Source organism: Dermabacter vaginalis, assembly GCF_001678905.1.
Taxonomy (GTDB): Bacteria; Actinomycetota; Actinomycetes; order Actinomycetales; family Dermabacteraceae; genus Dermabacter; species Dermabacter vaginalis.
On the sequence record NZ_CP012117.1, the window covers coordinates 783,621 to 803,591 of the forward strand.

Genomic DNA, 19,971 nt, shown 5'->3' on the forward strand with positions numbered 1-19,971 from the left:
CGGCGTCGTGCCCTTTCGCTGCCGTGTCCCTATGCGCGTGGTGCCGCGTCTTTCGGAGCCACCACCCGGTCGAGAACGGCGAGCAGCGCAGGCAGAACTCCCACGATCAGGATGATCGCCGCCAACGCCCCGATCGCGATGGTTCGACAGATTTGGGCAACCGTCGGATTTGAGAACAGAAAACCGATCGCGCCGGTCACCAGCACCATGATGAGGCCCGAGGTGAGGATTGTGTGAATCGAACCGTCATAGGCGCGCGCAAGCGAATCTCGCACCCCGTGCTTCTGCCGCGCCTCCCGGTAGTACGTCGTGAGGACGATCGCGTAATCGATCGTGGCTCCCATCAAAATGCACTGCACGATGAGCATCGCGAGGTAGTACATGCTGTATCCCTGGAGCCCGACGGTGCTCACGGTGAGAAAGACGCCCACCTGCACAAGCAACACAAGAATCGCCGGCACTGCGATCGAGCGGAACGTGAGCGCCACAATGATGAATATCGCGGCCGCAGTGAAAAGCGCGATCTTCACATTTTCCGCGCCGAATCCCGCGCGCATTTCGTACACCATCACGGAGGCGCCCACGAAGAAATGCTCACCGGGAACCTTGGCGTCTGCGAGATCGACGAGATTCTCGACGAACGCGAGAGTTTCCGGGCTTTCCTTCGGGTAGTCAGTACGGATAATCAAGCGCGAGAACTCGGTTCCCACGAACCGCGTGCGAACATCGCCGATGTCTGCTGCGGCGTTCTCGAGTTGGGAGACCTGCTCAGTGCTCAGTTGCCCCTCAAATCGCCCGCCCTGCCCGGACTCCTCGAGCAGGAAGTGCACGAGGCCATCGATCGACATCGTCCAGGACGGATCCGATTCATGAAGCGCGCGGTGCAGCATGAAGAGCTGAGTGAGATCGTCTTCATTGAGAGGAGCCGCGTCGCTCGCGCCGCCTGCGTGGCCGCCCTCGCTCTCGCGCTCCTTCATGCTGTTCAGGGCCGACGCTAGCTGCCCCGGGGTGAACTCACGGCCCCGAACGTCACCGGGGACCTGACCTGACTCGAGTGCGTGCTCGAGAGCGTCGACTCCTTCAAACCGGCCGATGCTGCCCGAGGTGAAAGAGGCGAGTCCGCCCCTCTGGCTGAGGTTTTCAGCCTCGCGAGCGGCAGCCACGAATTCTCGTAGCGTCATCGTCCCCGCCTGACCGTCGTGGTAGGCGAAATACACCATCGAAAGGGCCGTGTCGTTGAGGGCCAAGGAGCCGTCGGACCCGTCCGTGCTCCCACTCGCGCTCCGGGAGTCGTGCGAGCCCCCAAATTCCTCCAGGGTGCTTTTCATCTCGCCCTTCGTGAGAGGCGCCCCGACGGTCGTGGGGTAGCCCATCACGCTGATCGCGTGCGGATCGCGCTTCGCGGCATCAGCAATCTCATGAATGTGCTCAGCGTTCGAATTGAGGTAGACGAGCGCGATGTCGTTATCGGGGGCGAAATGCTCGGCGACCCGGTCGGGGGTCGAAAGGGTGTACGCCGTCTCCGTGCGGGACTGGAGAAACGCGGAACCCGCGAGAATGGCGATGAACACAGCGAGCACGACCCATCGTGCAGCGTGCTCGAGCCGAGCGAGCACGCCCAGGCGGGGACTGAGGAACGGTTTTGGTGTGCGCGCTATCAAGGCGTCGCACATGACAAGGAGCGCGGGAAGGACCGTGAAAACGGTCAGCATCGAGATCGCCACGCCCTTGGCAAGGACGATGCCAAGGTCAGCGCCAACCTTGAAGCTCATGAAGATGAGCATGAGAAGGCCAACGATGGTCGTGATCGATGCCGAGGCGATTGCGCTGAAGGCCTTGGGCAGGGCTCGGCGCATGGCGATTGCGCTCGCCTCCGGTACGGAGTCCACACCGCGGCTTTTCTGCGCGGCGCGTTCTTGCCGATACCGATTGGCGAGGATGATCGAGTAATCCATCGACAAGACGAGCTGGAGGATCGCGGCAATCGAAAACGTCACTTCGGCGATTTCGCCAAGGAAGACGTTGGATCCCATGTTGAGCAGCACGGCGATGCCGATCGTCGCGAGATAGAGCAGAGGCTCGATCCACGACGCACTCATCGCGATGAGGATTGCGGCGAGCAGGGCGACGGCTATGGCCGCGATCCACAGGGGAAGCTCACCGCTCGTCGACGGATTATCGCTCGTGAAAGTGAGGGGGTGCCCGTTCAGTCCGGACTCGCTCAGTGCGGAGAGTTCCTCGGCTAGGGATGTCGCCGCCGGGTCTGCGTAGTCGGATTCGGAGGAGACGACGAAGAGTGTGTGGTCACCGTTGATGTATCGAGCTGGGTCGCCGTCGGCAGCAGTGGCATTCGTTGAGGAGGTGACGCGGTGAGCCCCCTCAAGCTTCTCGAGGGCAGCGAGGGCCTCTGTGCGCTCCGAGTCGTCAGCGAGTCCCTCCACCATGACTCGAAATGTCGAAAGATCGGGGTCATCGAACTGGTCGGTGAGGACTTCGGTACCTGCGCGCATCGGTGATGCGGATGGCAGGTACTTCGCCATGTCGGCATTCACGTCGACGAAGGGAATCAATGCGCCAAAGAACACCGCGCACAATGCCGCAAGGGCGACGATGAGGTGCCGCGCGCGAACGATGAGAGACGCACAATAATCAAGCATCCCGGCTCCTGCTGTTGTCACTGGTGAGGTGCCTATCGTGAGGATCGGCGACTACAAGCGAGGGGATGGCCAGTTTATACACTCGGTAGTAGCTTTGCGAATCTCACCCCTAGAATGGAGCTACGACCGGTGGGTCCCGTAAGGGCCGACGGGGGAGAAAACAACGCACACACCGCCGGCCAAGTGTCGGTGCAATCCGGGAATACCGGGGAAATGAGGACACCGTGACTGGCGCCTACCACGCCGACTCGAGCGATCTGCAGGTCAAGGAGGTCCTCACGTGGGACACCTTCGGCACCGCGAGTCGCGAGCTTGCCCAGGCCATCGCCGATTCGGATTTCGAGCCCGAAATCATCATTGCGGTGGCGCGCGGCGGTCTTCTGCCAGCGGGGTCCCTCGCTTACGCTCTGGGACTCAAACTTGCCGACGCTATCAACGTCGAGTTTTACACCGACGTGCACGAGACCCTTCCCGATCCGGTCCTTCTCGCGCCGCTCCTTGACACCGAGGCTATTGAAGGCAAGCGCCTGCTCGTCGTCGACGATGTTGCCGATTCCGGCCGCACCCTCGCGCTCGTACTCGAGCTTCTCGAGGCTCAAGGAGCCGAGGCGCGCTCCGCGGTCCTGTACTCGAAGCCGACGTCGGTTGTCGAGCCGCACTTCGTGTGGAAGCACACCGCCGACTGGATCGTGTTCCCCTGGTCGGCTGAACCGCCAGTCACCCCCACGGAAAAGTAGGCGGCCGGCCTCGCTGGCGCTAGTGGGCTTTCTTCCCCCACGGGATCAGCGCCCACACGCCAGCCACGACGGCGCCCCACGCGAGGCCGAACACCAGGGCGCACAGCGTATCGACGAGCCAGGCGAGCACGCCGCCTACGCCCGCGATTCCCTCGACACCCTCAGCGAGGTGGTGAACGAGGGCGTACGGTGCGTGCAGCCCGAGTTCGTCGAGGCCCGTGAGCATGATGTGACCTCCCACCCACAGCATGGCGAACATGCCGACGTAGCTGATGATGGTCATGACGACAGGCATAGCCCGCACAAGCCATGCGCCGAACGTCTTCGCGGCGCCTGAGTCTCGTTTCGTGAGCGCGAGCCCAACGTCATCCATCTTCACGAGGAGCCCCACGACGCCGTAAACGGCGAGAGTGATGACAATCGCGACGACCACGAGGATGAGGGCACGGTCCACGAGGGGCTGGTCAGCGACCTCGTTGAGAGAGATCACCATAATCTCGGCGGAGAGGATGAAGTCGGTGCGCACGGCCCCCGATACGACCTTCTTTTCGGCCTCTTCGCCTTTCACGACGGAGGGTTCTGAGTCCTTGGCGGCCTTATCGCCCGTCACGAGCTCCCAAATCTTGTGCGCGCCCTCGAAGCATAGGTACGTTCCGCCGAGCATGAGAAGCGGCGTGAGGACCCACGGCGCAAACTGCGAAAGGAGGAGTGCGAACACGAGGATGATGGCCTTGTTGAGCAAGGAGCCCTTCGTGATTTTCCAAATGATCGGCAGCTCGCGCTTGGGGTTGACGCCGCGCACGTATTGCGGAGCTACGGCTGCGTCGTCAACGACGACTCCCGCTGCCTTGGCGCTGACCTTCATTGATGCGGCGGCAACATCGTCCGCATTGGCCGCGGCCATGCGCGCGAGGGCGGCGATATCGTCGAGCAGTGCGGCAAAGCCAATGGCCATAAGGAAAACCTTCCGGTGTGCGCGTCTAGAGCGCTCCCATTTTATGGGTATCTGCGCGGTGAATCCCGCCACCACAACTTGGAGGAGTCTCCCGACTTTTTCTAGAGTGTTGGGCGCTGCGCGGGTCAACATCCGTGAGCCCAGGCACCGGAAGTGTCTGCCGCATACCGATGAAGGAGTGTGCCGTGTCGGCTGTTCCTCCTACCGTGACAGGCTCGATTCCCGCGATCAACCCGGAGGTCGATCCGTCGACCCTCCCGGAGGCAGCACCGAACAGCGAGCCGGAGCGCTCGAATTGGATCGCGGTGGTCGCGCTGGCTCTCGGGATCTTCACGCTTATCACCATCGAAGAGCTTCCCATTGGCGTGCTTACGCTTATCTCCAACGACCTCGGTGTGAGCCGAGGAACCGTCGGACTCGCCGTGACCCTCCCCGGGGTGATCGCGGGCGTTGTGGCCCTGCTCGTGCCGAGCGTGACTCGCTCCTTGAACCGCAAGACCGTGCTGCTACTCGCTCTTCTCTCAGTGGTCGTGAGCTGCACGATCTCCTTCTTTTCCACCTCGTGGCCGCTTTTTCTTGCCTCGCGCATTTTCACCGGGATTGCCATCGGGATGAACTGGCCCGTGCTTCCGCTCGTCGCGGTTGGCCAGGTGAAAAAAGAGGACCGCACGACTGCATTGACCATTGCGTTTGCCGGGAACGGGAGCGCGCTCGTGCTTGGCCTGCCTCTTGCGACGTGGCTCGGAACGGTGCTCGGATGGCGCGGAGCGTTCGCTGCCACGGGTATTCTCGCCCTCGTCGTGGGCCTCATGATGGTCGCCATGGTCAGGCCCGTGCAGTCGGCCGCGGTGGAAACCGTGCGCTCGACCCTCGGCGCTGTAAAGATCCGCGGCGTGCGCTACGCATTTGTGCTGACGCTCATTATCGTGACCGGCCAGTTCGTCTCGTACAGCTACGTGAGCCCGATCCTTCAAGACTTTGCCCACGTCGATCTCGAAAAGATCAGCATGTACCTGCTGCTTTACGGGGCGCTCGGCCTCATCGGAAACTTCGCCGCGGGCCCGCTCATCAAACGCTCGGCTGCCCTGGCGGTTCTTGTCCTTGCGGTGGGTACGGCGCTTTCGCTGACGCTCGTCGCGACCGTGATGTCCGCCCCCGTCAATGCTCTTCTCATCATCGCTGCGTGGGGCTTTTTTGGCGGCATGGCCTCAGTGTCGATTCAGTCGCTCGTCAACGCTGAGGCGGGGGATCGGGTCGAGGCGGGCACTGCCCTCAATAGCGCGGCATTCAACATCTCGATCGGTGGGGGCGCGATCATTGGTGGCCTCATCGTGGATAGCGCCGGGCTTCGCGCGGCGGTCTGGGTGTCGACGGCTGCCATCGCCCTCGGTGCCCTTATCGTGACGCGGTTCATCGCACTCACGCACAGGCGAGCCACGAGGTAAGTGTGAGTCGGGGAGGGCACCACCGCTTCCTAGACTAAAAAGGGCAAGAAGAACAAAAAGAGCACTGATCGTGCTCACGGGCTGGTGATTGCCGATAGTGCGCGGCGCGTATTCGGACCTGTCGCAAAACTCAACGTCTCGGTAACCCTGGCGCCCCGGCTTCGCAGCTCAGGGCACTACTTCTTTCTGCCCCGCACGTAGATCAGTGCGGCAGCGAGCATGAACAAAAACCCTGCGGCGACAGCACACCACCCACACAGCGGATTGTGAGGGATGGTCACCGCGCCGATTTCTACGTCGCCCTCGATAAGCAAGAACCCAAGTGTAAGGGCTGCTAGCCCGGCTGTAAGAACCCCGCCGACGCGCGGAACGGAGGGAGCAGGCATCATGCGGCGGCCCACTGCCTGACGGCGGCGCGGATTGCTGTCGAACGGTCGATCCCTTCGCGTTCAGCGCGTTCCATGAGGCTGGCTAATTCATCGTCAGAAAAGCGTGTGGGGATGACTTTGGAGGCTTTCTCGGCGCGTGGTGGGCGGCCCCAACGACGGGCGAGTTCTTCAACGTCGTATCCAGCCTCGGCTTCGTCGGCCCAGGCCTGCACTTGGCCTTCGCTTACTTCTCGGCCGTGGATGATTCTTTTCTTACCCACGCCACTATTGTCATACGAAAGTGGTGGGTGCTGTCTAGACGTGCGGTGCACTGCATCGAACTTGCTTACGCGCACCGTGCTAGGGAAAAGGTGGGGCACGAGCTGGTGGACCGCCGTCTTCTGGTGGCCTAAAGCGCACTGGGGGTGCGGAGGTTGGCGAGCTTCTGCCGCACGATTGCGCGCTTTGTGCAGCGGAGAAGGGTGGCGCTTAAGATGCTGGCGAGTTGGAGACTGGGGCACAATGAAGGAGCCTCTCGAGCTTAAGTGGCGGAGGGGACTCGTCCGCGTGCGCTCGACGCAACGTTCCTGCCTGGGAGTTCGTTGGCTGTATAGCTGTAAAGCATTACAGGTGGTGTTGTGGGGCTTCTTTTCGAGGTCGAGCGCCGCGTGAGTGGTGTGCGGCGATTGTCCGCCAGGTGACAGCCCGCAGCGTGGTGGCGTGAATCGACGCCTGGTCGACGCGCTAGCCAGCGATGCAAGATGGAGAGTTAACTGTCCCCACACGATCTTGCCGCGGGCGGTGCGGAAAATTCGCCTAACAAAGGGCATCGTTTCACTGGGCCTATCGGCTGCCGCGCATTGTTTTGCGTCGCTGGGTCTCGAAGTCGGCTGATGACTTTTTGATTTACGTAACGTAAGCGAGGGGTGAGTGTTATTCTCGCCACATGGAGCGATGGATGGATGCACAGGCGACCCACCGACTCAGTGAGCGGGAAGCAGGAAAAAACTGGATTGCTTATATTCCAGTGTCCCTAGCCTTGGTCATCATGTGTGTGCGGTTTCCCCCTGCAGGTTTGGTGGGATGGCTAAACAGCCTTGGAGGGGGAATTATCCCCACGGGGCTGGTCATCTGCGGAGCTCTGGCAATATTGAGCCTCGGGATGTGCGTGAGGCGAGGGCTTCGAGCCGGGTTCACACTGAGTGCAATTGTCGTCGGAATTGCGGTGGCTGGGCTCTTCTTCCCTGTCGGCTTCTAGTTACCGAAAGGCTAGTGCGGAGAGTAAATACTCTCGAAACACTCTAGTTGGAGCAGCACTGATGGGGGAGTGTACTGGGGCTCGCTCCGGCGCAAGCTGAAGATTCGGATCGCTCGCCTCTGCAGCTGCAAAGCGATCTTAGAAAGGCACTCATGGAGCGTCGCAAAGAACTTGGCACTCCCGCCAGCTTGGTTGAGGATGTCAGATATGCACCGAACTTAGATGTCATCATTGAGTATAAGAACGCCCCCAGGGCTTTGCATGCCCTGAGTAAAGATAGTAAGTGATCTTGATACAAGAAAACTCAGAACGATATCTCTTACGTTCTCTCCAAGCTTCTAACGCAAGCGATGCTGCCGGGCGTGAATTTGTTGACTCTTCCATGTCAATCATCGCAATTTCACTCCTTGGCTTCTCTACCACCCAGATAGGGGTTCTGGACTTCCTCGAGGCGGGAGCTGCAATCTTCTTGGCGCTCCCCATCGGGCTTCTGGTTGACCGCTACAAACCGCAGACAGTCCTAGCGCTCTCCCTTGCACTCAAGGTACTTCTCGGCGCATCCCTGTGCCTCGGTCTCCACTTTGGGCTGGAAAATCCTGTGTTTTTCATGGCAATCGTCTTTTTCCTTGGGGTGTCGATAATTGCTTCGGAAAATGCCCAAACGAGTCTCGTGCCCTTTATCGCCAGGGCTGACGACCGGATCGAAAACGCTGTGTCTAGGATGGCGATGGCGGATTCCATTGCAGGGGTCATCGCGCCTGCGGCAGCCGGCCTAGCGTTGACCTTCTTCGGCACTACCCCAACTACCGGTGTCGCCATCCTTTTCTTTGCCTTATCTCTATTCTTTGCGCTACGAATACTGCAACGTCTCAGGCAGCAGCAGTTCTCTAGCAACCAAAACACGACTATCCACTCAGCGGACGAGAGCAGTGAATCGACGCATCCCGGAAAAGACAACCGACCTCTCTCGCAGAAACTGACCGACGGTTTCCGAATTCTTGGAACCAACCGTTTCCTTCTCGGTGCTGTATGTCTGATTTCAGCAGGCAACGTTGGCCTCGCCTTGAGCGACTCAATGGTTAGCGTGGTGATCCTGCGCGTGTTGGATCTTGGAATGCCATTTTTCGGCATCCTTGGAACGGTTTCCGCGGCAGTAGGGATCCTCGCCGCAGTGATCGCGCCCCGAGTCATGAATGCTATCCCTGTGCGAACGCTCTACATTTGGAGTTCCATCACGCAAGCAATCGTGGCGTGTCTGCCGATTCTGGCACTCCTCATCCCATCGTGGGCGCACACCCTCTTTCTCATTAAATCAGTGTGCTGGGCTTTTACCCTCACCATCGCCAACATCGCTGGGTTTTCATACGTAGCAAAAGCGGTGGATAAGAAGTACCTCGGCCGCACGAGCGCGGCAATGCGCATGGTAACGATGGGCACTGTCCCCTTTGCTGCACTCCTTGGAGGCGTTCTCGCCGATGTTGGCGCGATCACCGTCCCCCTCATTATCTGGCCAATATTCACCGCCGCGGCAGTTACCGCTTACATCGTCCTCACACGCCAGTCCGCTTAGTGGCACTACATCAACCCGCGTCGTCCTAAGGCAAGTGGTCCGAGTACTTTCAAAACGTTTCGACCTGTCAGCGTGAGCCGAAGGTGCGTAATACGCTGCGTTCGGTGGGGATGACGAGGTGGGTTGTGCTCGGGCGTGGGGGAAGGCCATACCCGATAGTGATTAGCGTTTAAAGATGGATCGATTTAGAATATCGATTCGAAGGAATAGTAATTATCTGATGCTCTGCTGTAGCAGAGCATCAGATAAGACCCATCTTCCCTCTTGGTGACCGGATGGCACCGCAGATCACTGAAATCGTCCAGTTTGAATGGGGCGTTCGAGTTGGTGGTGACGGTCGTACCAACCCATTCATCTGGCGATTCTTGGAAGTTAGCTGGAGCCCACATCCCAACTTGGTCTGCCTTGGGCAGCTTCATTACGCGTAGATAGTCTCCGTCGCCTGTGAACCCTACATCGCTGCTGTAAAACTCTTCAGTAGTCATAGAGGCGGGGACGTCAATCCCCCAAGCTTTCGACAATACTTGCGGTGAGTCATCGGCATGTATCTCCGTGCTCAGGGCGTCGCCGCAGCCTTGGAGGGATAGGAGGAGTGGGACGATGGATACGCAGGCCAGAATCGTTGACCATAACTTCTTCTTCACCGAATCCCCTTCGATACGTGATACAGCCGGGTCAAACATTGTCTATCAGGAGACGCCATTTTATGCCTGACAGTCATGTGAATTACGCGTGCGCGATGCGGTAGGGGTGTTCCTAGGCGTCGATGATGAGGTTGTCTGAGAGCCTTGGCCGTGTTTATGGAGCTTGCGTGCGGTTTTTTGGGGGGCGACGGAAGGGGAGGTCGCATGTGGGGTGCCTGCCGTGTCGTCGAGGGCGCGGATTTTATGGGGCGCGTTCGGCGCCGGTTTTCTTCCGCTCGGCTGCCGCGGTGGTCTGGGTGTCGACGGCTGCCATCGCCCTCGGTGCCCTCATCGTGACGCGCTTCATCGCTCTCAGGCACAGGCGAGCCTCGAAGTAAGCGTGGGTTAGGGAGGGCCCCTCGCCGCTTCCTAGACTGAAGGCATGGCCAAAAAGAACAAGAAGAGCAAAAAGAGCACTAAGAGCGCTCAGGCGCCCGTGCGTGAACAGCGCGAACAGATCGTTCTCGATCAGGCAAAGAAACACCTAAAGGTGAGTGATGCTGCGCTCGACATCGTCGAGGACGGCACCTATGTGGACGCGCGCCCGCGCGGGCACGAGCTCCCGCTCGACCTTGAGGGCTTCACCTCCGTGCGCGACCTCTCGACGAAGGCGCGGCTCGACTTTGACGGCGACAAGCAGGACGGCAAAGCGATCCTCGCCGCCCGCACCGCGTACCTCAGTGAGCTCCAGGAGAGGCTGTGGGCTGAGCATCGTGGCCAGGACAATGGCCGACGTGTCCTTCTCGTGATTCAGGGCATGGACACGGCCGGCAAGGGCGGAATCGTGCGCCACGTGGTGGGCGCTGTTGACCCGCAGGGCGTACGGATCAAGGGCTTCAAGGCGCCAACGGCAACAGAGAAGAATCGCCACTTCCTGTGGCGTATTCGCCGAGCGCTTCCTGAGCCGGGCTTCATTGGAGTGTTCGATCGATCGCACTACGAGGACGTGCTCATTCACCGCGTCCACGGGTGGGCAGATGACAAGACTCTCGCGAAGCGCTACAGCGACATCAACAGGTTTGAAAAGCAACTCGTCGAGGAACGAGGCTACGAGGTCGTGAAGGTCATGCTTCACATCTCTAAGGAGGAGCAGTGGGAGCGGCTGTTCGAGCGCCTCGAGCGTGAGGACAAGCATTGGAAGTTCAAAATGGGCGACCTCGACGAACGAGAGCATTGGGATGCCTACATGGATGCGTACGACGCCGCGATCCGCGAGACGCACACGCCGTGGGCCCCGTGGCACGTCGTCCCCGCGGATCGAAAGTGGTACGCGCGACTGGCTGTTCAGCAGCTTCTGACCGATGCTCTCGAACGCATCGCCCCCGCTTATCCGAAAGCCGACTTTGATGTGAAGAAGGCCATTGAGCGTATGAAATCGGAGAAGGCGTAGGCGTGCGAAGGCATCCCGCTTTCTGGCAACGGTCAGATGGCGGCTCTACTGTACGAGACGTGGCAGGGCCGCAGGTCGCGGCCGGACATAGCGATGAAAGAAGGATTGACGATGGCAGAAGTCACCATTGAAGGCGCAACCGTGTCGACGAACGGGGAGCTCCCCAAAGTTGGCGATCAGCTTCCCGCGTTCACCCTTGCAGACGCCGAGCTGAAAGATGTCACTCTTGACGACTTCGCCGGCAAGCGCATCGTGCTAAACATCTTCCCCTCTGTGGACACCCCCACGTGCCAGGCGCAGCTGCGCACGTTCAACAAGCAGGCATCCTCGCTCGACAACACCGTCGTGATCGGTGTATCGGTGGATCTTCCGTTCGCGCAGGAGCGCTTCTGTGGCGCCGAGGGCCTCGATGACGTCCACACGTTCTCGGCGTTCCGTTCGAGCTTTGGCAAGGACTACGGCGTGGTGCTGTCCGACGGTGACTTCGCCGGCCTGTTCGCTCGTGCCGTGCTCGTTGCCGACGAAACCGGCAAGGTTGTGCACTCGCAGCTCGTGCCGAGTGTCGATGACGAGCCCGACTACGAGGCTGCACTCGCGGCTCTCTGATTTCGCGACAGTACGAAAGCGCCCCGGTGTGTGCCGGGGCGCTTTCGTATGTGGGCCTGATAGCCGCTGTACGGCCTTACGGATTCGTGAGCCACGAGACAGCCTTAACGGTTTCTTGACCCATGGGGCCAGGTTAGACTCGTCGGTCGTGATGACAACTCACGCCCGTTCACAAGGTATTTTTGCACTGTCCGTCGCCGCCCTCGGCGTTGTTTTCGGAGACATCGGCACATCGCCGATTTACGCATTCCAAGCGCTCTTCACAGAGGCCGACGGCCACCCGCTTCCCCCTGATCCCCAACATATTTTTGGCGCGTTGTCCCTCGTGCTGTGGGCAGTCACCTTCACGGTCTCCATCAAGTACATAGGTGTGCTCCTTCGTGCCGATAACGACGGTGAGGGCGGCGAGCTCTCGCTCACGGCGCTTCTGACATCCGTCCTGTCGAGCGCGCGCACGCGAGGTCTGCTCGGTGCGGTGATGGTGCTCGGTATGTGTGCGGCTGGTTTGTTTTACGGCGATTCGCTCATCACCCCGGCCATCTCGATCCTGTCGGCAGTGGAAGGTTTGGAAGAGGCCTCTCCCGCCCTTGGACCGCTCGTCGTGCCCATCGCCCTCGTGCTTGTGCTTGCCCTCTTTAGCATTCAGCGGTGGGGAACGGGCGTCGTGGGACGCGCGTTCGGGCCCGTCATGATCGTGTGGTTCCTTGTGATCGCGACCTTCGGCGTGCTGTCAATCGTGAAGACTCCGGAAATCATCGGGGCGCTTTCTCCGCATCACGCTCTCGGCTTCATCGTGACGGAACCGCTCTTGGCATTTTTTGCACTTGGCGCTGTTGTGCTGACGGTGACGGGCGCCGAGGCACTGTATGCGGATATGGGGCACTTTGGCCGAGGGCCGATCGCGAGGGCGTGGTTCGTGCTCGTCTTTCCGTGCCTCGCACTGAACTATCTGGGGCAGGGTGCGCTCGTACTTCGCGAACGCAACGCGAGCCACCCGTTTTACGATCTTGTGCCTCACTCGCTGCAGTTTCCAGTCGTCATCCTCGCGACTCTCGCGACGATCATCGCCTCACAGGCCGTGATTGCGGGGGCATTCAGCGTGTCGATGCAGGCGCAGCGCCTCGGTCTACTTCCGCGCCTATCGCATACGTATACGAGCGAGCACAAGGGGCAGGTGTATGTGCCCGGTGTGAACTGGCTATTGTGCGTGGGGGCACTCGTGCTCATCCTTGCCTTCCGCTCCTCGCAGGGGCTCTCGAGCGCGTACGGCATCGCCGTTTCGGGATCGTTCCTCCTCTCGACTGCCCTTCTGTTCCTCTACCTTCGCCACGTGCGAAAGTGGGCGCTGTGGAAGGTGATCGTCGTGGTCGCATTCTTTGCGAGCGCCGAGCTCTTCCTGTTTGCGGCCAACGCCGCGAAAGTGTTCACGGGAGGATGGATTCCCCTCGTCGTATCGGCGCTGTGCATTGCGACAATGCACGTGTGGCGTTTCGGCGCCGATCGCCTTCGTGAGCGCCGCCGGGACCTGTGCGGTACGTGGGAGGAATTCGTGGCGCGCACGGAAAAGAAGCAGCTCCAAAAGCTCCCGGGAACCGTCGTGTACCTCCACCAGGATGTCCATACACCGCCGCTCGCGCTTCTCACGCAAACGCGCGTGAATCGCGCTATCCACTCGCGCGTCGTGATTGCCGAGGTGACGACCGAGCCCGTTCCGCGCGTGAACGCGGAAGATCGCATCAAGATTCTGGACGTCCCGGGCGTGCCCGACGGCGTCGAATGCGTGAACGTCCACTTCGGCTTCAAGGAACACCTGGACGTGCCGAAGGCGATGCGTCTTCTCGCCTCGTGCCCCGATGCGAGCGAGCGTTGGAGCAATCAGCGATTGAAATCCACGTGGTTCGTGACAGCGCGCGCCAACCTCGTGCTTGCGCCTGCGTCCTTCGCAACGCTCGTCGCGAAGAAACTCTTCCGCGTCATGTTCAAGAACCAGGCGCGCGCGAGCGACCACTTCCATTTGCCGGTCGCGCGTTCGATGGGAGTCGAGACCGACCTGCGCTTCTAGGGAAGCTCGAGGCGGGCGCGTTAGCGCGCAGCGAGTTGGTCGATGATCGCGTTGAGCGTCGCCGAGGGGCGCATGACCGCTGCTGTTGATTCAGGGGCAGGCCGGTAGTAGCCGCCTATCTCTGCGGGTGAGCCCTGAACCTCGAGAAGTTCTTGCTCGATCTGTTCCTTGGCCTCGCTCAGGTCATGCGCGACGGGCGCAAAAGTCTCAGCGAGCACGGGGGAGTCCGTCTGTGACGCGAGTTCGCGCGCCCAGTAAAGCGCGAGGAAGAAATGCGAGCCGCGATTGTCGATGCCACCGAGGCGGCGTTCGGGCGACTTCCCCTCGTTCAGAAGGGTTTCCGTTGCGCGGTCGAGCGCGTTCGCGAGAACCTCGGCTTCTCGATTGCCGTCGTGGCGCGCGAGATGCCTGAGTGATTCGGCAAGCGCAAGGAACTCGCCGAGCGAGTCCCAGCGCAAGTAGTTTTCGCTCATGAGCTGCTGCACGTGCTTCGGTGCGGAGCCACCGGCACCGGTCTCGAACAGGCCACCGCCCGCCATGAGCGGCACGACCGAGAGCATTTTCGCACTCGTGCCGAGTTCCATGATCGGGAAGAGGTCAGTGAGGTAATCGCGAAGCACGTTTCCCGTGACCGAGATCGTGTCGAGCCCGGCACGTGTGCGCTCCAGGGTTTCCTTCATCGCCTCGACGGGACTCAGCACTCGAATATCGAGACCGTCCGTGTTTTCCTCGCCAAGGTAATGCTCGACCTTCGCTGTGATCTCTCGATCATGCGCGCGCTCGGGATCGAGCCAGAAAAATGCGGGAGTGTTGCTCAAGCGTGCACGACGCACGGCAAGAGCCACCCAGTCTCGCACGGGTGCATCCTTTGTGTGGCACGCGCGGAAAATATCGCCGGCCTGGACGGTGTGCGATGTCAGCGCCGCGTCGTGGCACCCGCATGTCGAGCGGATCTCGATTCGCCCGTCTGCGGGGGCGATGAAAGTTTTGTCGTGGCTGCCGTATTCTTCGGCTTTCTGCGCCATGAGGCCGACGTTCGGCACGGTTCCCATGCCCGCCGGATCGAACGCGCCGTGGCGGCGGCAATCGTCGATCACAACCTGGTAGATGGGGGCATAGGAGCTATCGGGAATGACGGCAAGCGTGTCGTGCGGGGCGCCGTCGGACCCCCACATTTTTCCGCCCGTGCGGATCATCGCGGGCATGCTCGCATCCACGATGACGTCGCTCGGCACGTGAAGATTCGTGATGCCGCGATCCGAGTCGACCATCGCGAGCTCGGGCCCCTCGGCGAGGCGGTCACTCACAAGCGTGCGAATCGCCTCGGCGGTCTCGGCATCGAGCGCCTCGAGGCCCGAGAGGATCGCGCCCAGACCGTTGTTTGCCGAGAGTCCCGCATCCTCGAGTTTTGCCCCGAACCGCGTGAAGACCTCGGGGAAGAACGCGCGCACCGCGTGACCGAAGATGACGGGGTCACTGACCTTCATCATCGTGGCCTTGAGGTGGAGCGAGAACAGAACGTCGCGCTCGCGGGCCCTCTCAATCTGAGCGGTGAGGAATTGCTCCAGGGCACCGATGCTCATGACACTTGCGTCAATAATGTCGCCATCCTCGGCAGTCACGGCGTTTTTGAGGATCGTTTCGGTGCCGTCGGTGGCGACATGGACGATCTGGAAGGTTTTGTCGCCGTGAACGACGAAGCTTCGTTCGCTCGAGCGGAAGTCACCTTCGCTCATGGTGGCGACCTCGGTGCGCGAGTGGGTACTCCACTCGCCCATGCGATGCGGGTGGGCCTTCGCGAAGTTTTTGACTGCACGCGGCGCGCGGCGGTCAGAATTGCCTTCGCGGAGCACCGGATTGACGGCGGAGCCTTTGACGGCGTCGTATCGCGCGCGGACGTCGAGTTCGGTGTCGGTTTCGGGGCTATCCGGGTAGTCGGGGAGGTCGTAACCGCGTGCCTGAAGTTCGGCGATCGCGGCTTTGAGCTGCGGAACCGAGGCCGAAATGTTGGGAAGCTTGATGATGTTCGCCTCTGCGGTGCGCGCGAGGGCGCCGAGCTCGGCGAGTGCATCACGTTCGCGTTGGTCCTCGGGGAGGCGGTCCGCGAATGCGGCGAGGATGCGAGCGGCGAGTGAAATATCGCGGGTTTCGATGTCGACGCCAGCCTTCGAGGCGAAGCCACGCACGATTGGCAGGAGCGAGGCGGTCGCAAGCATGGGGGCTTCGTCAGTGATGGTGTACATGATGGCGGACATCAGTTTCTCCTCGCGGTGACGGTCACGAACTTCTCAAACGTACCAGGCCGCGGCGGGGTGCAAACCTCGTGCTCAGCCGCCGAGCGCCCATAGGCTCGCCGCCATGACAAGCGCACCGATGCCACACCACGTGAGGGTTCGCGTGAGCCGAGAGTGCGTGTAGGCGAGGGGGAGGAGCTCGACCGCGCTGATTGCGATCATCACCCCTGCGATGAGGGGGTTTGCCCATTCGAGGTTCGCGGCGTGCCCCGTGGCGGTGAGGAGCCCGTAGAGCGCGAGGGCTCCGACTGGTTCGGACAGCCCCGAGAGCGCTGTCGCGGCGATGGCCTTCGTTCGTGACCCCGTCGCGTGGAGGATGGGGGCGGCGACGGCGACCCCTTCGGGGATGTTGTGCAGCGCGATCGCGCCAGCGAGCGGGAGTGCGAACGCGGTGTCCTGGAGTGCGCTCGAAAACGTCGCGAACCCCTCGGGAATGTTGTGCGCGGTGAGTGCGAGAGCCGTGATGAGGCCCGTGCGCAAAAGTGCTCGTGCACGTGAGGAGTCCGACGGTTGCGTCGCCTCCCTAGCGCTCGTGACCGCACGGCGCTCCCACGCTCGCGAGGCAAGGTCGAGGGCGCCAATAATGACGAGGCCGGCGACGCAGTAAAGGGTGGTCGTGCCCGCTCCGAGCACACCGATCGAGTGGGGGAGGAGCTCGAGAGCGCTGACGGTGAGCATCGCACCTGCGGCGAACGCGAGAGCTGCGCCTAGGGCTTTCGGTTCGCGGGCACGTTCACTCAAGGCTATGAGAGAGCCGAGGATCGTGGCGAGCCCGGCAATTGTGGTGAGGGCGAGCGCGGTCAGCATGTTAAGAATTATTATCAAAAAGCAGGACTGGGGCGCAAATGCGCGGCGTCCTACCCAAAAAGGACGCGAACCTCGTCCCATCTGGACCTGGGCACGCGCTTCACCGAGTCGATTGCCTCGGTGAGCGGCTCGTTCACGATGTCGGTCCCGCGTAGCGAGACCATGCGACCAAAACCGCCTTCGTGCACGAGGTCGATCGCGGCCATACCGAAACGAGTCGCGAGCACGCGGTCGTACGCATTCGGTTCGCCGCCGCGCTGGATGTGTCCGAGTACGGTCGCGCGGGTTTCGATACCCGTGGCTTCTTCGATATAGGGGGCGAGGCGCTGGGCGACGCCGCCGAGGATCGGTCGGCCGAATTCGTCCATCTCGTAGTCCATGAAGTCTGCCGGCGCGTCTTTCGGAACGAACCCCTCGGCGACGACGACGAGTGGGGAGCGGCGCTTTGAGCGTGCAGCGCGCTGCGCAACGTACTCGCAGATTTCGTCGATCGTGAGCGGGAATTCGGGAATACAAATCACGTGCGCGCCCGCGGCCATGCCCGAGTGGAGGGCGATCCAGCCGACGCTGCGCCCCATGACTTCGGCGACCATGCATCGGTGGTGGCTGTTGCCCGTCATGCGTAAGCGGTCGAGGTTCTCGGTTGCGATATCAACGGCGGTATTGAAACCGAACGTGTAGTCCGTGGCGTCGAGGTCGTTATCCACTGTTTTCGGGACGCCGACCACGGGGATGCCGGCCTCTGCGAGTCGATTGGCCGTGAACAGTGTTCCGTCGCCACCGATAGCGATGAGGGCGTCGACATCGTGGTCCTCGAGAACTTTGCGCACACCCTCGGCGCCGCCGCCGTCCTCGTGGAAGGGGTTGACGCGCGAGGTGCCGAGGATCGTTCCGCCCTGACGGCCGATGCCGCGCACAAGGCGTCGAGGGATCGGGATGAATTCGTTGTCGCGCACTCCCTTCCAGCCGTCGAGGTAGCCCACGAATTCATCTTCGTAGATGGAATCTCCCTTGAGGACAGCTCCGCGGATGACCGCGTTGAGTCCCGGGCAGTCGCCGCCAGAAGTCAGAATGCCGACCTTCATGCCACTCTCCTTCGGTTATGTCTTACGCCACGTCCATCCTAGAGACAAAGTCGCGGGACTTCGCGGGAATCCCGCTAGGCGGACCGACTGCCGAGCCGCAACGGCGTTGGATTGCATAGGAGTTGTGGGGGTTACCCACTCGTCAAAGAAAACGGGACCCCGCCTCGGCGGGGTCCCGTTTTCTTAAGCGCGCAATTTAGGCGCGGTGCGCGCGGTAGTACTCGATGAGCTGACGGGTCGAGGAATCCTGCTCGGCGAGAACCGACTCGTCGCCCGCGACGGCGCTCGTCAACTGCTTCGCGAGCTGCTTGCCGAGCTCAACGCCCCACTGATCGAAGCTGTTGATGCCCCACACTGCGCCCTGCACGAAGGTGATGTGCTCGTACAGGGCGATCAGCTGGCCGAGGACGCTCGGAGTGAGAGCGCTCGCCATGATCGAGGTGGTCGGACGGTCGCCTGAGAATACGCGTGCGGGAACAAGCGCGCCGGTCGTCCCCTCGGCCTCAACTTCCTCTGCGGTCTTGCCGAAGGCGAGCGCTTTGGTCTGCGCGAAGAAGTTCGCGAGGAAGAGTTCGTGGACGTCGGTATCGCCGTCCTTGAGTGCGTAGGTGGGATTAGCAAACGCAATGAAATCCGCGGGAATGAGGCGCGTGCCCTGGTGGATGAGCTGGTAGAAGGCGTGCTGACCATTCGTGCCGGGCTCGCCCCAGAAAATCTCGCCGGTCTCCGCAGTCACGGCAGAGCCGTCGTAACGCACGGACTTGCCGTTGGACTCCATCGTGAGCTGTTGGAGGTAGGCGGGGAAGCGATGAAGGAATTGGCTGTAGGGAAGAACCGCGTGAGTCTCGGCGCCAAGGAAGTTCACGTTCCACACGTTCACGAGCCCCATGAGCAAAGGCACGTTTTCCTCGGGAGCTGCCGTGCGGAAATGCTCGTCCATCGCGTGGAAGCCGCCGAGGAACTCTTCGAAGGCCTCGGGGCCGAACACGACGGCGAGGATCGTGCCGATCGCCGAATCGACCGAGTAGCGACCGCCCACCCAGCTCCAGAACCCGAAGGCGTTCGCCGGGTCAATACCGAATTCCTCGACCTTGTCGAGTGCGGTCGAGACGGCCACGAAGTGCTTCGCGACGGCTTCGGCATCCTGCGATTCAGCGACGCCCGCGGCGTGCAGGCCATCGAGCAGCCACGCGCGCACGAGCTTCGCATTCGTAATCGTTTCGAGCGTCGTGAACGTCTTCGACGCAACAATCACGAGGGTTGTTTCGGGATCGAGGTCGCGCGTCGTCTCGCCCACGTCGGTCGGGTCGATGTTTGAGATGAAGCGTGCCTCAATCCCCGCATCCGCGAGCGGGCGCAGTGCCTCGTACACCATCACGGGGCCGAGGTCGGAGCCGCCGATGCCGACGTTGATGACGGTCTCGATCTTCTTCCCCGTCACGCCGGTCCATTCGCCGCTGCGAACCTTGTTCGCAAACTCATAGATGCGCTCGAGAACCTCGTGCACGTCGTGATCGACGTTCTGACCATCCACCTCAAGCGCGGGCGTCGCGCCCTTAGGTCGGCGCAGGGCGGTGTGCAAAACGGCGCGATCCTCGGTCGTGTTGATATGCGCGCCCGCGAACATCTCATCGCGGCGCTCGCACACCCCCGTCTCTTTCGCGAGATCGAGAAGGAGGCCGACGGTTTCCTCGGAGACAAGGTTCTTCGAGAGATCGACGAACAGATCCGCCGCTTCAAAACTCAGCTTCTTCGCGCGATCGGGGTCTTCCGCGAACACCTCGCGCAGGCCCTTGTCGAGCATGCCGTCGTGTTCTTCGAGGCGCTGCCAGGCCTCCGTGGTTGTCGGATCAACTGGGATGGGGGAGAGGTTGCTGTTTTCACTCATGTTTCTATTGTGATCCCTCAGTCTGTGAGGCAGATTTCTATTCGCCACGTGAGACCCCACACGCGGCGGATTGGGAGCCTGGACGCGTTACCATGAATCGGGCGCGCGTGGGCCAGGCAAGCGTCGGACCCCCACACCTCACGAGACTTTCCGCCGATCCCGAACA

The 19,971-nt window shown here is 61.4% G+C and carries 14 protein-coding genes; 6 read left to right on the forward strand and 8 right to left on the reverse strand.

The features are described from left to right. Window positions 1-29: 29 nt before the first annotated feature. Window positions 30-2,657 carry an MMPL family transporter gene (locus tag DAD186_RS03300; RefSeq protein ID WP_065247482.1) on the reverse strand — a complete coding sequence of 876 codons (2,628 nt, stop codon included), beginning with the start codon at window positions 2,655-2,657 and terminating at the stop codon, window positions 30-32. A gap of 224 nt (window positions 2,658-2,881) precedes the next feature. Between DAD186_RS03300 and DAD186_RS03305 the strand changes: the two genes are divergently transcribed. After that, a complete protein-coding gene (locus tag DAD186_RS03305) occupies window positions 2,882-3,394 on the forward strand; it encodes a phosphoribosyltransferase (protein ID WP_065247483.1) in 513 nt (170 codons plus the stop codon). A 19-nt stretch (window positions 3,395-3,413) separates the two neighbouring features. On the opposite strand, the gene DAD186_RS03310 is transcribed toward DAD186_RS03305, so the two are convergent. Further along, window positions 3,414-4,349, reverse strand: a complete 936-nt coding sequence (locus DAD186_RS03310; protein ID WP_065247484.1) for a DUF808 domain-containing protein — start codon at window positions 4,347-4,349, stop codon at window positions 3,414-3,416. Between the two features lie 185 nt (window positions 4,350-4,534). On the opposite strand from DAD186_RS03310, the gene DAD186_RS03315 reads away from it, so the two are divergent. Next, window positions 4,535-5,794, forward strand: coding sequence for an MFS transporter (locus tag DAD186_RS03315; RefSeq protein WP_065247485.1), 1,260 nt, complete (start codon window positions 4,535-4,537; stop codon window positions 5,792-5,794). Window positions 5,795-6,179: 385 nt separating this feature from the next. Here DAD186_RS03315 and DAD186_RS11135 read toward each other — a convergent pair whose 3' ends face one another. After that, entirely contained in the window at window positions 6,180-6,443 is a 264-nt protein-coding gene (locus DAD186_RS11135; protein WP_065247487.1) for a ribbon-helix-helix protein, CopG family, read from the reverse strand. Window positions 6,444-7,802: 1,359 nt separating this feature from the next. Here DAD186_RS11135 and DAD186_RS03335 point away from each other — a divergent pair. Then, window positions 7,803-8,990 carry an MFS transporter gene (locus DAD186_RS03335; RefSeq protein WP_065248695.1) on the forward strand — a complete coding sequence of 396 codons (1,188 nt, stop codon included), beginning with the start codon at window positions 7,803-7,805 and terminating at the stop codon, window positions 8,988-8,990. A gap of 185 nt (window positions 8,991-9,175) precedes the next feature. On the opposite strand, the gene DAD186_RS03340 is transcribed toward DAD186_RS03335, so the two are convergent. Further along, the gene (locus tag DAD186_RS03340; RefSeq protein WP_065247489.1) at window positions 9,176-9,634 is read right to left on the reverse strand and encodes a hypothetical protein; all 459 of its coding nucleotides are present in this window, start codon (window positions 9,632-9,634) and stop codon (window positions 9,176-9,178) included. A gap of 421 nt (window positions 9,635-10,055) precedes the next feature. On the opposite strand from DAD186_RS03340, the gene DAD186_RS03345 reads away from it, so the two are divergent. The 3 genes from DAD186_RS03345 to DAD186_RS03355 all read left to right on the forward strand — a co-directional run bounded on the left by DAD186_RS03345 (window position 10,056) and on the right by DAD186_RS03355 (window position 13,731). Continuing rightward, window positions 10,056-11,063 carry a PPK2 family polyphosphate kinase gene (locus DAD186_RS03345; RefSeq protein WP_065247490.1) on the forward strand — a complete coding sequence of 336 codons (1,008 nt, stop codon included), beginning with the start codon at window positions 10,056-10,058 and terminating at the stop codon, window positions 11,061-11,063. Between the two features lie 111 nt (window positions 11,064-11,174). Next, complete coding sequence (gene tpx / locus DAD186_RS03350; RefSeq protein WP_065247491.1) at window positions 11,175-11,669, forward strand: thiol peroxidase; 495 nt, start codon at window positions 11,175-11,177, stop codon at window positions 11,667-11,669. Window positions 11,670-11,820: 151 nt separating this feature from the next. Beyond that, window positions 11,821-13,731 carry a potassium transporter Kup gene (locus DAD186_RS03355; protein ID WP_065247492.1) on the forward strand — a complete coding sequence of 637 codons (1,911 nt, stop codon included), beginning with the start codon at window positions 11,821-11,823 and terminating at the stop codon, window positions 13,729-13,731. A 20-nt stretch (window positions 13,732-13,751) separates the two neighbouring features. On the opposite strand, the gene DAD186_RS03360 is transcribed toward DAD186_RS03355, so the two are convergent. From DAD186_RS03360 to pgi, 4 genes are all read right to left on the reverse strand, one after another. Next, complete coding sequence (locus DAD186_RS03360) at window positions 13,752-15,986, reverse strand: NADP-dependent isocitrate dehydrogenase (RefSeq protein WP_065247493.1); 2,235 nt, start codon at window positions 15,984-15,986, stop codon at window positions 13,752-13,754. Window positions 15,987-16,058: 72 nt separating this feature from the next. Further along, on the reverse strand, window positions 16,059-16,832 hold the full coding sequence (locus DAD186_RS03365; RefSeq protein WP_065247494.1) for a ZIP family metal transporter: 774 nt from the start codon (window positions 16,830-16,832) through the stop codon (window positions 16,059-16,061). 50 nt (window positions 16,833-16,882) lie between these two features. Further along, window positions 16,883-17,917, reverse strand: a complete 1,035-nt coding sequence (locus DAD186_RS03370) for a 6-phosphofructokinase (protein WP_016664171.1) — start codon at window positions 17,915-17,917, stop codon at window positions 16,883-16,885. A gap of 196 nt (window positions 17,918-18,113) precedes the next feature. Further along, the gene (gene pgi / locus DAD186_RS03375; protein ID WP_065247495.1) at window positions 18,114-19,805 is read right to left on the reverse strand and encodes a glucose-6-phosphate isomerase; all 1,692 of its coding nucleotides are present in this window, start codon (window positions 19,803-19,805) and stop codon (window positions 18,114-18,116) included. Window positions 19,806-19,971 lie beyond the last annotated feature (166 nt).

What these genes read in the sequence shown, in the direction of transcription:
- DAD186_RS03300 (WP_065247482.1), bottom strand. Translation starts at nt 2,657, where the DNA reads ATGCTTGATTATTGTGCGTCTCTCATCGTTCGCGCGCGGCACCTCATC.
- DAD186_RS03310 (WP_065247484.1), bottom strand. Translation starts at nt 4,349, where the DNA reads ATGGCCATTGGCTTTGCCGCACTGCTCGACGATATCGCCGCCCTCGCG.
- DAD186_RS03335 (WP_065248695.1), top strand. Translation starts at nt 7,803, where the DNA reads ATGTCAATCATCGCAATTTCACTCCTTGGCTTCTCTACCACCCAGATA.
- DAD186_RS03345 (WP_065247490.1), top strand. Translation starts at nt 10,056, where the DNA reads ATGGCCAAAAAGAACAAGAAGAGCAAAAAGAGCACTAAGAGCGCTCAG.
- tpx (WP_065247491.1), top strand. Translation starts at nt 11,175, where the DNA reads ATGGCAGAAGTCACCATTGAAGGCGCAACCGTGTCGACGAACGGGGAG.
- DAD186_RS03355 (WP_065247492.1), top strand. Translation starts at nt 11,821, where the DNA reads ATGACAACTCACGCCCGTTCACAAGGTATTTTTGCACTGTCCGTCGCC.
- DAD186_RS03360 (WP_065247493.1), bottom strand. Translation starts at nt 15,986, where the DNA reads ATGTCCGCCATCATGTACACCATCACTGACGAAGCCCCCATGCTTGCG.
- DAD186_RS03365 (WP_065247494.1), bottom strand. Translation starts at nt 16,832, where the DNA reads ATGCTGACCGCGCTCGCCCTCACCACAATTGCCGGGCTCGCCACGATC.
- DAD186_RS03370 (WP_016664171.1), bottom strand. Translation starts at nt 17,917, where the DNA reads ATGAAGGTCGGCATTCTGACTTCTGGCGGCGACTGCCCGGGACTCAAC.
- pgi (WP_065247495.1), bottom strand. Translation starts at nt 19,805, where the DNA reads ATGAGTGAAAACAGCAACCTCTCCCCCATCCCAGTTGATCCGACAACC.